General features: G+C 56.8%; 12 protein-coding genes. 8 read left to right on the top strand and 4 right to left on the bottom strand.

Features of this window, described 5'->3' with window-relative positions:
- Positions 1–189: 189 nt before the first annotated feature.
- From SO139_RS12235 to SO139_RS12220, 4 genes are read right to left on the bottom strand one after another with little or no spacing between them, the layout of a single operon-like run.
- The gene (locus tag SO139_RS12235; RefSeq protein ID WP_498540097.1) at positions 190–1143 is read right to left on the bottom strand and encodes a restriction endonuclease; all 954 of its coding nucleotides are present in this window, start codon (positions 1141–1143) and stop codon (positions 190–192) included.
- Positions 1140–2408 (bottom strand): three-Cys-motif partner protein TcmP, encoded by a 1269-nt coding sequence (locus SO139_RS12230; RefSeq protein WP_498540096.1) that lies wholly within the window; start codon positions 2406–2408, stop codon positions 1140–1142. The genes SO139_RS12235 and SO139_RS12230 overlap by 4 nt, the downstream gene beginning before the upstream one ends.
- A gap of 24 nt (positions 2409–2432) precedes the next feature.
- Entirely contained in the window at positions 2433–3215 is a 783-nt protein-coding gene (locus SO139_RS12225; RefSeq protein ID WP_498540095.1) for a DUF5131 family protein, read from the bottom strand.
- Positions 3216–3265: 50 nt separating this feature from the next.
- Positions 3266–3529: an XRE family transcriptional regulator gene (locus SO139_RS12220; protein ID WP_498540094.1), complete on the bottom strand. Its 264-nt coding sequence runs from the start codon at positions 3527–3529 to the stop codon at positions 3266–3268.
- Between the two features lie 573 nt (positions 3530–4102).
- On the opposite strand from SO139_RS12220, the gene SO139_RS12215 reads away from it, so the two are divergent.
- From SO139_RS12215 to SO139_RS12180, 8 genes are all read left to right on the top strand, one after another.
- Positions 4103–4831: a hypothetical protein gene (locus SO139_RS12215; RefSeq protein WP_498540093.1), complete on the top strand. Its 729-nt coding sequence runs from the start codon at positions 4103–4105 to the stop codon at positions 4829–4831.
- A gap of 31 nt (positions 4832–4862) precedes the next feature.
- Positions 4863–6125, top strand: a complete 1263-nt coding sequence (locus SO139_RS12210; RefSeq protein ID WP_498540092.1) for a hypothetical protein — start codon at positions 4863–4865, stop codon at positions 6123–6125.
- Positions 6126–6189: 64 nt separating this feature from the next.
- Entirely contained in the window at positions 6190–7824 is a 1635-nt protein-coding gene (locus SO139_RS12205; protein WP_498540091.1) for a hypothetical protein, read from the top strand.
- 198 nt (positions 7825–8022) lie between these two features.
- Positions 8023–8160, top strand: a complete 138-nt coding sequence (locus SO139_RS12200; protein ID WP_498540090.1) for a hypothetical protein — start codon at positions 8023–8025, stop codon at positions 8158–8160.
- A gap of 1468 nt (positions 8161–9628) precedes the next feature.
- The gene (locus SO139_RS12195; RefSeq protein ID WP_498540089.1) at positions 9629–10060 is read left to right on the top strand and encodes a hypothetical protein; all 432 of its coding nucleotides are present in this window, start codon (positions 9629–9631) and stop codon (positions 10058–10060) included.
- A gap of 239 nt (positions 10061–10299) precedes the next feature.
- The gene (locus SO139_RS12190) at positions 10300–10884 is read left to right on the top strand and encodes a hypothetical protein (protein ID WP_498540088.1); all 585 of its coding nucleotides are present in this window, start codon (positions 10300–10302) and stop codon (positions 10882–10884) included.
- Positions 10881–11309, top strand: coding sequence for a hypothetical protein (locus tag SO139_RS12185; RefSeq protein ID WP_498540087.1), 429 nt, complete (start codon positions 10881–10883; stop codon positions 11307–11309). The genes SO139_RS12190 and SO139_RS12185 overlap by 4 nt, the downstream gene beginning before the upstream one ends.
- 37 nt (positions 11310–11346) lie before the next feature.
- Positions 11347–12945, top strand: coding sequence for a DEAD/DEAH box helicase (locus SO139_RS12180; protein WP_498540086.1), 1599 nt, complete (start codon positions 11347–11349; stop codon positions 12943–12945).
- Positions 12946–12991 lie beyond the last annotated feature (46 nt).

The raw sequence follows: 12991 nt of genomic DNA, 5'->3' as shown, positions 1-12991 counted from the left end.
CCGCCAGTGCCGCCCGCTCGGAGGAAGATGTCCTCTCCAGTCGTATTGAAGGAGTGGCCGCACTCCATGAACCGTGAGATCGGCAAGCAGATATGGTCCGCGTGAATCATTGTCGGGATTGCGATAGTGGCCTGAATTGGGGACCGATCGGCGCTCGCCTGTGCGGCGTGTTTCTTGAACGCTCACAATCTATCCCTCGCTGTCTGGCCAATTGCCGCCAGTTCGGAGATCGGCGATATCGGTGGAGTCCTTGGGCATTTGTAACGAGATGTGCCAATTTCGCGGCAGGATTCGCTTGGAAGCGAACTCGACGCGCTGAATTGCAGGTGCTTCGGACGACCCATACTCGACTCGTTGCGCAGCTTCGAGAGGGACGATTTCTGGTTCGATCCAAAGAGCCATCCCCAAGAAAACGTGGCCCAGCAGATAAGTGCCGCCGCCATGGTCGATCGCGACGTTGCCGGAATATGGGACACGCGCGGTTCGAATAGTCGGTGGTGCGCCCTTCGCAATGTCGCCAAAGGGATTCAGGTCCGCTTGGACTTCCTGCCAAACATCGTTGAGTGACCAGGTGGACCCGTCGTCTGTGTTTCGGAAGATAGGTGCGAATAAGTCGGTATCTTCCGGCAAAGTGAAGTCGAATTCATTCGGCGGTGTTGTGCCCGACTCCGCCGTGCGAAAGGTCCGAATACCGACCCCTGCAAGGGCGCACGCTTTGTGCCAGAAGATCACGAAATCGAGCCTTAAGAGCTGATTGATATCTGCGACGGAAAATTCCGATGCCCGCCGTAGCGAAATGCCATGTTGCAGTGCTACGGCTTCGGCCTCGGGCGAAAAACCTGATGCGCTGACTGCTATGGTGCGATCTGCGCCGATTGCTTGGCGTTTGGCCGCCAGCTGTTCGATCCAGGTGACATCCTGTTTCTTGCTTCTCCGCCGACACTCTACCGTGATGAGGAGCTCCGATGTCCCAGCTCGCGTGCGGATGCTCGCATCGACCTCGCGCAGCCGGCCAGTGACCCTACATTTGATCCGGTCAGGGGACTTTACGACCATGCCGGTCGAGCCGGCGTCGGCCTCGATCCGCGCAACCAAACGCTCGAATTCGCGCCATTCGGGATCTTGGCGGCGTCGAGCAGTCATTCCTCCCCGCCTCTCGTTTTCGCTGCCGCGTTGAGAAACATCGGAAAGAAGCTTCGCTGCGTTTTCACCTTGATGACGTCGTTGACGCCAATCGTATTTGCCTTCCTCCTCTCGCCGCCTGCCGGAGTGATTACCTCCAAATCCGGGTTCTCGATGATCGCCGCATGGACGTCCTCTGCATGAGCAGGGGTGATGTTGTAGATACTCTCGTAAAAGTCGATTACGGACATGGCATCGCCGAATTCCATCACGAGGCGTGGAATGTCTCCCAAGAGTTGGTTCTTCGCAGACGCTCGACCGTTATCGTCGAACAAGTAGAGCATTCCCTCATCGTGCCTGGGGTCATACGACAGCATATTGAGACCCGAGCGACCGAAATGCGCCTGGAGGCTCGCATTGTCATGAAGGATGTTGTTGTAGACCTGCCGGGCCCGATAGGCGTTGGCGAAGTGGATCAACCAATACCTCCATCCGCCTGGATTGTTGATCGAGAAAGGACTGACGTAGGGCGCGCATAGGCGAAAGGCGTCGAAGACAATCTTCTCTGCAGTTCCGAGCCAGTCGTTCTTGCTCATCAAGCCATTGAGCGCATCGATGCTTGCGGTTGTCAGCCCAAGATGAGCAAGTCGAGTTCTCAGCTGTTCCGGCTCGTTCTTCTGCAGGAAAGCGAGCAGTGAACTGATCATAAAAGTGTAGAAGATTTCTGCGGCGGGATAGGAGTGCATGATGTCAAGGAGCGTATCCCTCTCGACGTGACTGTCGCCGCATTGATCCAGGTTGAAGATGACGCTCCGATACCGTCCTTGTTCAAGAAGCGTCTTGATCTGCGGGTATGCCGCCTCGAAAAAGTCATTCAAATATTCGACGCGCAGATGCAGCTTTGAGCATGTCTGGGCGATTGCAGCTTGCATCGGCGCGACATGTGTCTTCAACAGTTCAACGGCGTCGCGACTGGCATCGTTAAAGATGAGAAGACATTCGACCTCGATCGCGCCAAGACCTTGTACTGACCGATGTGTGTTGACCGCCTCGACGGCGCGTTCCAACTCTTCAATGAATATAAGCGGTGATCCGGGTGTACCACACTGGTATCGTCCGCCACCGGCAAAGCCATCCACGATTGCAAGCCGAAACCGTTCTTGCTGCGGCAGCCTGCAACGGACGCTGAGATAGTCGAAGACGTATTCGCGCAGGATTTTGTGCTTGCGCTTGGAATGCTCCTCGAGCTTTGCACCATCAGCCCATTCATATGGTTTTTCTACCACGTCGCCCCCATCCTCGATGCATCCTTAAGGAACAGCACTGGGGACGGTGGGCATTTCATCCCACGTACGTCCCCGATACTCGCGTCCATTGGCTTTTTTTGAACGCCTTTTATTGTCTTTGCCCCAGGTGCCCCACTGCTTAAAAAAGAAGGCTGTTCCCGCCGATAGGCACTGCGTATGAATTTCGTCGATCCACTCCTCACGGATTGGCCGAGCTGCCTTGCCGCTCTCTCCGCCGACGATAGCCCAATGGATTTCCCGAAGATCGATAGGACCGACGGCTCCGATAAGAGGTTCGAAGGAAATGAACCGAATGGCCGCCGGTGCTTGGCGTAGATGTTCTATGCGATCGACGACATCTGCGTTCTCTATGCTGGTGCCGAGCCAAACGTTAGGTAGGACATCGTCAATAAGGGTGGATACCAGCTTCGCCATGCGTGCGGGACGTTTAGTCAGAATCTGGTAGTGGTGATGCGGTGTCTCGCGCATGACATGCCAGACGTCACGAATGAACGTATCACTAACCCGTTCATGGAACAGGTCGCTCATCGAGTTCACAAAGATCTTGCGAGACTTACGCCAACGGAGCGGAATAGACAGCGCTTCACGATCTTCCCGCACGACACCGTTCCAGACTGTGCGCTTTCCCGTTCTGCGAGTCAGCTTGGCATATTTGTCGACACCCATTGCCTCAAGGCGCCTAGCCATTTCCATGGCGTAGCAGTTGGTGCAGCCGGCGGTCACGATTGAGCAGCCCGCGACCGGATTCCAAGTGGCGTCCGTCCACTCGATCTGAGTTTCAGCCATCTTGTCCTCCGTGCTGATTTTGTGTCGGCCGGCTCATTAGGCGGCTCCGCTCATCGCGCGCCCGCCTGCTTGCGACGGCGAGTCGGCGCCGCCTTCACAGCGATATCGCCAAGATTATGCAGGCGAAGCGCAGGCCGCGCAGGCAGCTTCACCGTCAATTCAAGCTTTCCGCCGATTGCCTCGACATAGCTTCGCAGTGTCGACAGATACATATCCGTCTGCTTCTCGATCTTCGACACAGATGGCTGTTTGATGTTAAGCGCGGTTGCGATGTCATCTTGGGCCTTACCAGCGAGCTGGCGCAGCTTGCGCAATCCTTCGACCCCTTCCTCGGGTTCCTCGAAACGCGCCTCGATTTGATCTTGCCGGTCGCGCGGCAGCCTAGCGATGATTTCGTCCAGCTTCCGACCCATTGGATGATCCCTTGCTTCCGAATTTCACGCCACCGGGATGACCGCAACGGCAACTATCCGCCGCGAGTAGAGACACTTCCGGCTTCCGCTGTCCCCTGCGAGCAGAGGGATGGTCTTCTGTCCAGACTGAACCCGAACGCAGCACGCCATTCACCGTTGGCCGCCGAGAAGCGCATCTCCTTCATGTTAGCCTGCTTCAAGTTTTTAACTCTCAATGTGGGGCCGACCGAGCGGCGGGTCGTATTCGGCGATTGCACCTCGGTCTGAACCTTACTCACAAAAAGATTTCGCTTCGGTGGGCTTGATACAATCAGAGGTTCTATATAGCTTCCAGGCTATGTTCGTCAACGGGTAATATCACCAGCGGATTCCGCAAGGGGGGGCCATGCTAGCGGTTGTCGCGAGAGATGTAGAGGCCAGTTCCTCGCGCTGGTTCTTGTTGCACGGTCTTCCGCTCGTTCTTCGCTAGAAATCGTGGAGTTCTCCAACGCGGAAGCAAAGGAGCTTCGTTGCATTTGCTATAAGACAGCTTCGTCCCTTGGCCTCGATGGGATTCAAAAAGTTGAGAAGGAAAGTATGAATATAAAGAGCGATCTGGCGAACGCTTCCAGTGCAGCTGAGCGTCTTTTTCGATTATATCGCTCCCATTGTATTTCCCCCGATCGCGATACGCTGTTTTCATTTCTCGAAGCTGCGCACAGTCTGAACGATCGGCTGCAGATCGCAAACGAGTTCGATTTCTTCAATGTGCGGGGATTTTCGGCCCTGAAATGCCTCAGAAACTTCTTTCATCACCACCAAGAACTGCGGCATGTAGTTAGGCTCGTTCCGGCGGGAGGCTATCCAATTGTCACTGATCTGATGACCTTGTGCCTGGTAGCCAGCGATATCGTTGAGAGTGCGGTCAACGAAACGAGGGGGCGGCACAAAGAAGAAACTCGGCTGGCATGTGGCGGCGTCTTCCACTGGTACGGCACCGTCGTGAACATCAACCCGGCGCTCTTTAATTTTGTGGTGTCCGCTTACGAGCGCATGATCGAGGCGGGAATTTCTCTCACCGGCGAGGCGTTCCAGGAATTTGAATCAAGCTATCTCTATGAAGAGGATCATGGCCACTCTCATCGCATTGACGCGAGACTTGCCGCGCGAGCCGGAAATATCGACGAGCTACTCGCTGATATTATGAGTACGAGCGGAGTTTAGCTATTTCCGGTGGCGGCAAAAGAGGTGAAGTATGACTCACCATATTTTCTTCTCCTGGCAGAGCGACACCCCTAACGCGGTGGGGCGCTCGATGATCGAGGCATGCTTAGAAAGGGCGATCGGGCTGCTGGAGGCGGACGCCGAGGTCGATCTCGCCGATCGCGAATTGGCGATGGACAAGGACACGCTTCACGTCCCCGGCTCGCCGGCGATCGCCGAGACCATTTACGGCAAAATCGATCGAGCCGCCGTATTTTTGTCGGATCTCACTTATGTCGCGGTCAGACCTAACGGCGGCGGCAGCATCCCGAATCCAAACGTGCTGATCGAGCATGGCTGGGCGCTTAAATCACTCAGTTCGCGACGAGTCATCTCGGTGATGAATACTGCGTTCGGGGATCCTGGGCAGCACGAGCTTCCGTTTGACCTGCGTCACGTGCGTCGCCCGATCCTCTACGCATGTGCACCCGACGCCAAACCGGAAGACCGAAAGAATGTCCGAGACGGCCTGACGAAACACCTCGTCGCGGCGCTGAAGGCGATCTTCAATGATGATGTTGTTCAGGGGGGATTGCGCGAACCGAACGAGCAGGCTCAGGGAGCAACCAACGCCTTGCAGGAGTTGGCGTTCGATATGCATCGCGGGGCGCTCCCCGAAATCGTAACTCAGCCGCGTTTGACGTTGCGGCTCGTGCCCTTCGAGGCCACTGAAGGTCGACGTTTGGACCCGCGGCGCGTCGGCGAACTCCAGACGCGGTTTCCACCATCGCCGTATGAACGCGTAAAGGTCGACAGCGATGGCCGCCAGTGGTGGAGCTGTGCCGTGCCTCGTCGACGCGGAGACGGGTTCAATCCTGAAACGTCGTGGCGGATGCGGCTGGTTCGGCCTGGGCATCTTGAATATCAGGTCACGATTGGTCAGCGGATCGATGACGACCCTCAGATCATGGTCGACGGCAGACGTCTTGAGGCTCTCATCGTGCGGAACCTGGAGCGAATGGCGGCGATCGCCAACGATCTTGATCTGGCAGGCCCTGCGCTGGTTTCGATTTCTCTCGATGGGGTTGAAGACGTTGAATTGTGTGCCGCGCGGCCCGGCGGAAGACGACTGCGGCAGCCGGAGGTCATCTTGCCTGCGGCCAAACTGGCTGAGATGAACGGTGAACTTGCCGCGAAGATTCAAGAGCAATTGGATATCCTCTGGCAGACAGCCGGTTGGATTGACGGTTCACCGTCTTTCGTCTCTGGAGCCTGGGCAGGCTATACCGACAAGCTGAACTACGACATCGAGTAGAAGGCTGAAACGGCCAGCCTTTGAGGGATCACCCCAGAGGTTCCTCCACCAAGTGGATCGAACAATGGCGTCACGCGACCGCTTCATATCATCCAGGGAATTCGGCGCGCTGCTCGCTGATCTCCGCTTAACGCCAACCATCTTCCAAGATGGTCTGCTCGAGTATTTCGAGCGGCAGCGCATCGTCGTACCGGTCGTACGGGTGTTCTGGCCAAATTCCATGATCTTGGAGAGCCACGATGTGGTCCCCGGTCCCGCGCCTACGCAAGCCGAACGGGACGCTACGCAGGCATTGAGCGACGCGCTGCACCTCTGGCGTCGCTTCGATGCCGATCCTGAGCTACCCCATCCGTTTGACATTGGCGAGGGGGCGCCTGGCGCCACATTGATCACGACTGACGTGGCGAGCCACGAATTTGTCGATTGGGCTGACTTCCGAATCAATCTCAGCGGCCCTGGGCAAGATCCACTCTATGTCAGCGATGGCGTCGACACCTACTACCACGATTGGCAGGTTTTGCTTGTCGCGGACGCCCTGGAGATGGGTATCCGTCTGATCTTCGATACCCGGAGGCCAGATTTGCTCAGGTGTGCGATGAGCGGTCGGCTGACTGATATTTCCACGGACGTGACCTATGGCACCGTCTCGTTTGAGGGGCCGCGCGGTCTGGCGAAGGGGCTTGAATGGGTGCACTGGTTCGATGCGGTGGCCAAGGTCGAGGCGGTGCGGTCACGTAAACTCGCTGCGTTGGCAAGGGGCCACAACGGTAACGTTTTCACCCTTGAGGGCATGGAGCTCGTTGACTTTAATGCCGTGCAAAAGCGCAGCGCGGAGCGCGCAGTCGCCGCGATTGGCGCCACTCGCGATCATGCTCGATCGTTCTTGATCTATCTGTGTGAGCGCTGGGACGAATGGAGACGTCGAGGGCAGAACGAGGTAGCTGGCGAGTATAAGCGCCAGATTGGCCTTGCACTCCGTATGGTAATGCATGCGTTCGACACCAACTTTGAGGCCCTTGCCGCCGAGGTCGGCCGCGCCACCGGACATTTCGCGAATACGATCGACGTTATCTTCCCTGATTGGAAGCAGGATGCCCGCGACAAGGCCGAGCTGTCGCTGAAGCATAGTGTCGTTGCTAAGGCGCCGAGCGCCGACGCTGCCCTAACCTTGGATGATGCGGCGATCGCGGACCTCCTGGACTGGTTGGAACGAAACGACCAGTGGAAGGTCCACCTGAGTATCGAGACTATTTTGAAGCATCAGTTTAGCTCCTCGTCCATTGATCACAGCGCGCTCGCGAAGGAGATGGAATCTCTTTCGGCGACTTTTGAGCATCTCACCAATGCTCTACTCGATGAAGCGGGCGTGAGTTCATCTGGGACGTTGATGAAAAAAGTGCAGGCGCTCTGGAACACCTCAACAGAGGTTCACCGAATCCTGACGACCCAGTTTGCGTTGGTCAGTACCAAGATTGCACCTCGCGCTAACCGTCTTGCGGCGATCTCGGCATTGACGCAAAACGGCCCCAACGCTGGCGTTGCCCGAACGATTCTGGCTGCGGTGCTCTATCGGAACGACGGCTTGCACAATGGCATGGCATCGTGGGCTGAGGCAGAATTGCATGAGGCTGCGCGGGTCTTTCTTACTGCTATGATGTTCTGCCGGAAGAACTTGTTTGTTAGTCCGCCAACCCCCTAACGATGCATCTTTTCCATGGAAATTCGGTCAGCCTAAACGCGCCGCGCGGAGTGCCCGCAGCCCGATGGCATCCGCCCGGGTTGCCTGTTTTGCATACGCACATTTGGCAGCCAGAGCAGTGGGGACTAAGTAGGCATGATGAATTAAGGTAGGTTGAAACTCTCGTCCGTAGCAGCGTTTCCGTGTGAATTGCAGGCGATGCTGAAGGTCTACATCGACGATAGCAATGTGGGGGATGAGCCGGTCTTCCTGCTAGCCGACTGGGTGGCGAACGAAGAGACATGGGCCAGTTTCGAGAAGCATTGGTCAGCCGCGCTGGGATGTCGCCGCGCCTAGCCTACTTCAAAGAAACCGAGGCGAATATCTCCCGTTATCGCGACGAAGCATGTCCGATCCGAGCCGCTCCAATTGGGATAGGAACTGCCGATGCTGTTGTCTGCCTCACTTATCGAATGCGTCCCGAATAGGTTATCCCGGCGGATCCGACCTTGAAGAGTGGCCAAGTCGGCCGAATTGATTCCCTGCGGCCAGTTTCCTCAGCCATCTTTATGATTTTGGGGTAGCGCCCGGCGGACTGGAGGCGCATGCTGCTCGTATGACCGAAATAACTAAGGCCTGCGACGTTTGCGGCACGACCTTTGAAGCCACTCAGGAGGATTCTCCGGAGGAGCGATCGGGAAGTTATGATTGCCCATATTGTGAGAAGCCTGTTTACACGTGGAAGGGCTTCTTCGACATCTTCGGTTGGCGAGAGGTACCTAGGCCCGAGTATAGACCCTGACCGATGTGACCGATCTGATCCTGGTTAAAAGGCTCCAGCCTGGAGGGCAGTCAATTATGATCTCCTGAAATGCACCCTTCGGCCAGAGACCTTACGGCTTGTCAGCCTCGGCTAAGCCATTGAAATAGCAAGAAATACGACCGCCCTCCGAGCGCGCCATAAGATCGCATCTCACGTCCGTAGACCTCTAGATCTGTTGTCGGACCGTTGTCGTCGCAGGCCCGTTTGTCGTGAGCGTCTGGCTTGCGCCACGTTTGCTAATACTCGCCGATCGGGTGGATGGATTTGACGGGACGCCGGTACGCGACCCTGGGCTAATCCTCGTTGAGATTCCGAGCCCGTTTCCGAAAACTCAGAGCGGAGGTGTAGTCGCCGTTGGGCCATGGCAGTCCGTGTGCGGTCGGCAGCCGGCGCCACGGTCATTCCGACAAGAGAAAATTCTGTAACGGTCCCAACGAGCGAAAAGGCTGTGAATTGTCAGAAACAGCATTGAACGCGCAAAGGAATTCAGAAGACTGTTCGTCTGCCACTTGGCACGGGAGGCGAAACCACTCATCGATCCAGACAATTACCTCGCGAAACTTCAATCCGCTTTCCAATTCCGATCGAGCTATCAAGGCGAGATTGATCGAGCTGCAGACTTCGGGATGTATCTCGCTCGGTTCGGTAACGAACTCAACTCATCGCTGCTGACTAAGCGCGCGCTGTGGTGTGTCCGCACGATCCTCATCGCTCGGAGTGCCGAGCGGCGCGATCCGGTTTTCGCGCCGCAGCGTCTTGCTGAGAATACGCAATCGGCTGCAGCCCGCGACCTTCTGACTAACTGACTAACCGGCATATGCACCACGAAAGTGCGGCGGTTCGGGAGCGTCTGCATAGCTTTCTCAACGAAGAAACACAGTCGAACGGGATTCTTGAGACTGCGGACCGCGAGCATTTCATAGAAAGATTTAATGCAACCTCAAACAAAGTAGCATTGCAGACGCTTCGGCAGGAGCAAGAAAGCCGAGTGGACTATGAAGGATGACGCGTCTTTTTGGGCGCCACGCGAAATTTCTCTCGTCTGCACCCATTGAGCGTAGTAGCGTTATCGGTAGTTCGGTCGAGATTATGATCCGAATGGGGGCACGCATGAAATTAGGGACGACCGTCAAGCAAAACGCCGATGCCGTCTTCGGTTTGGTAGCGCCAGCCGAGATTAGCCACTTTCGGCGGATCATGACATTGGCCCGGGAGCGGCAATTCGAGAGCGGGGCATTTTCGGGCAAGTGGCCGCAACTCGCGCTACGCAGTTCGATCAGCTTCTGTGGAGTCGGAGATCAGTATCCCGACGCAAAGCCGATGGGGTATCGCTTAAATCGCCGCATCGCCATATTCCTTACACAGATGGCCGCGCGCACCAGAGCGATGGCACTGCGTGATATCGTCATCCGCTGGGACAACGCCCCGATATAGACCGATTGGCCGAAGCCGAACGCCGCGTCTATCAGCGTTCCTTCGGTCGACCGTGAAGACAGCAAGTCGCTGGATGGACCAAGCAACCTCGACCGCAGCAGTTCGCCAGCTCGGTCACGAGCCCGGAACCGATCGATCAAACGCAGCGCTATGAGAGCTGTGAGAGTGCGACTGCTGGTAAGCAAGACTAGGGGACGACCATAGTGGCAAGATCAGAGGACGAGGCTCGCAAGGCGCTGATGGAGCGTGCGCAGACGCTTCTTGCAACCGACGCATCGCCAGCGGCCAAGAAAAACCTCAAGAGCGGCCTCGATGGGCTGGCCGCGACGCTGCTTCTTGAGTGGCTCGTCGGTGACAAGCGCTTTGAAAGCCAGAGTCAGCAAACAGAGTATTGGCTCTCGCGCTTTTACGAAGAGATCTTCGTCGACGAGCAACCCGATGCGACGCGCATCTATGAGCGATTTGGGGTCAATCTGCCGCGCGCCAGCTATCTCGCGCGGCTCCTGCGGGCTCGGCGGGCCGCGCAGTGGCGGCAGGCCGCACGCGTCGAGCTCAAAGCCCAGCTTGAGCGGTACAAAGTGCGTGCCGAAGAGGCCAAGAAAGAAGGCCAGGGGCACGTCACCGAGTTCGATCTCAGCCTGTCACTGGGAGCATCGGACGAATTGCGTGTTCTGTATGACAGAATCTCAGCCTTCATGCCCGAGCGCGAGCGGCCCAAGCCGCCAAAAGCGAAGCCGAGCTTTGGCAATTCCCGTTGGCTTGGCGTACCCGCTGAAACCCTGCTTTCGATTCTTCAAGCACTAGCGACCGGAGACGGAACATGAATGCGAATCCCCTTACGACGGTTGGTCTGATGCTCACGCTTGCCGGCCTCGTCGGTAGCTTTTTTAACATACAGCTCAGTCAGTGGCTGCGCGAGCTTGTTGCGCTCGCACAGAAGGTGAAGCTTAACAAGGCGCAAGGCAACGAGAACCAACAAAAGGCAATTGTCGAGTGCAAGATCGAGATTGAAAAGCTCGCCAATATCCAAAGCTACGTCATTAACGGACTGGTTCTGGCCTTTGTCGTATTCGTCCTCGTCAACGGACTGTTCATGATCCAGTCGGCAAGCGCCGACCCGCTGTTCCCGCACGTTCGCGTTGCGCTATGCGTGTTTCTGATATTCTTCATTGGTGTATCGCTGTGGTTGACGTATGACGGCTGGCGTATCGCCAAAGGCGTCCGGGAAGACCTTGCGCAGAAACCCTAAGCACCTAAAGCCCCGCGGTTCGCAGGCGCGCGATTGCGTGCGTGCGCTCTGGGCAACCGCCGACGCGCTGTTTGCCAACGTCGTCGCGCGTGATCGCGCCTATGCGCGAAGACGCTATCAAGTGAAGGCGGCCGTTCGCGCAGTAGCGATCGCTCTTACCGGCAGAAACGCTGGCATCGAACTGCCAACCGGTACCGGCAAGACCCTGATCGCCTGCCTCGTGGCAGCATTTTGGAAACAACTGCGTCCCGCTAGTCGTATATTGTTGATCGTGCCATCGCGAACCTTGGTCGTTCAACACTTCACGGTGGCGCTTTGGGTTGCGCAAGTCCTCACCGTCGATCGGCTTACCGACGATCAGTCTGGTGATCCCGGCGCATTGCGTCGCACTCTGTTGCGCAGCGATCTCCTCGTCTCGACTCCTGGTATTCTTGCCGGTGCGCTGGCCCGCGGCGTGGCTGACGATGATGTTGTCGCTTCCTTCGATCTCGTCATCGTCGATGAGTTTGACCAGTTCGTGGTGATTGACGAAACGGAGCGGGATAGCGTTGCGCGATACGCTGAACACTGGCGGCGTCTCGTAAGTGAACTCCCGACAGACGCACGATTTCTGGTCAAATCAGCTACGCTTGGCCTTGCGTCGCGTCAGCCAAGGGCCGGCGTTCGTGTCAAGGCGCACCAACGGGCCGATTTGATCGGCAAGCTGCTCGACCCGATCGGGATTGCGGTCCCGGAACAAAGTTATGCTGCAGTAGTGCCCTTCAAGCCGATCCAGTTGTCGCGAGTGTACGACGCGAATGTGGCTGTCCTCCTGAGGGCCGTGGACGTCTCGAAGGGCAAAGCTCACCTGAGGCTCGATGAAACGATCGGTCCTGTAGACTATCGCGACGTCGAGCGGCGTGCGCCGCAGCTTTGTGAGGGCGCCGCAAATCGTTCAGTGCAACTTCGTTCTGGACCTGGCGCAATGCGTCCCGTCTTCATTTCAGCTCCCGTCCGACATGCGTTCTGCGGCATCACCAAGTTGATGATGATGCCCCAGCACATCTTGGAAGACCTAACCATGGGACTCGGTGTCGACTTCGGTGACTGTAAAATCAAGACTAGACACAACGAAGAGGTTTACTTGGAACGTGCTCCGATCCTGCGCGACGACAGAGAGGACGACCACTTTAACTTTATGCGCGGAAGGAAGACCGACGCGTTACTGGCCATCGTCGCGGCACGAAGCAAAGTCAAGGAGCGAGGCGTTGTTTTCGTGCGCACGATAACCTTGCTCGAAGGAATTAAGCCCATCCTCGCGGCGGCGCGGCTTCCATTGTTTGAGTTGACGGGGGAGAAGAGCGATCGAGAGCGAAAGTCTGCAATCGACGCCTTTCGCAAGAGCGCCAAGGGTGTCCTTCTAATGACTCGTACGACCGGCGGGCGGGGTCTCGATCTCCCGTTCGCACACTATGCCGTCTTCTATTCCCCAAAGTCGGACGCGGTAACAATGTGGCAGGAGATGTCGCGCATTCGATCGACGGTTTCGAATCCCAAGGACATTCATGTTCTGTGCTACGGAGAGAAGGAGGTTTTGATGGTGAGAGAGCTTGTTAGTACGCTGCTGGCCGATTCCGTTGAAAAAGGGCGGCAGTAATCCGATGTATTGGCGTCAGCGGCGATGCGGCCGAGCGGCTGTGTCG

Source organism: Bradyrhizobium sp. UFLA05-89, assembly GCF_059803475.1.
Note: the sequence above shows the minus strand (reverse complement) of the source record. Positions and strands in the feature narration are given on the sequence as shown.

Bases quoted from the DNA above. Each gene is read 5' to 3' on its own strand.
- SO139_RS12235 (WP_498540097.1), bottom strand. From the start codon at position 1,143: ATGACTGCTCGACGCCGCCAAGATCCCGAATGGCGCGAATTCGAGCGT.
- SO139_RS12225 (WP_498540095.1), bottom strand. From the start codon at position 3,215: ATGGCTGAAACTCAGATCGAGTGGACGGACGCCACTTGGAATCCGGTC.
- SO139_RS12210 (WP_498540092.1), top strand. From the start codon at position 4,863: ATGACTCACCATATTTTCTTCTCCTGGCAGAGCGACACCCCTAACGCG.
- SO139_RS12195 (WP_498540089.1), top strand. From the start codon at position 9,629: ATGACGCGTCTTTTTGGGCGCCACGCGAAATTTCTCTCGTCTGCACCC.
- SO139_RS12205 (WP_498540091.1), top strand. From the start codon at position 6,190: ATGGCGTCACGCGACCGCTTCATATCATCCAGGGAATTCGGCGCGCTG.
- SO139_RS12200 (WP_498540090.1), top strand. From the start codon at position 8,023: ATGCTGAAGGTCTACATCGACGATAGCAATGTGGGGGATGAGCCGGTC.
- SO139_RS12190 (WP_498540088.1), top strand. From the start codon at position 10,300: ATGGAGCGTGCGCAGACGCTTCTTGCAACCGACGCATCGCCAGCGGCC.
- SO139_RS12185 (WP_498540087.1), top strand. From the start codon at position 10,881: ATGAATGCGAATCCCCTTACGACGGTTGGTCTGATGCTCACGCTTGCC.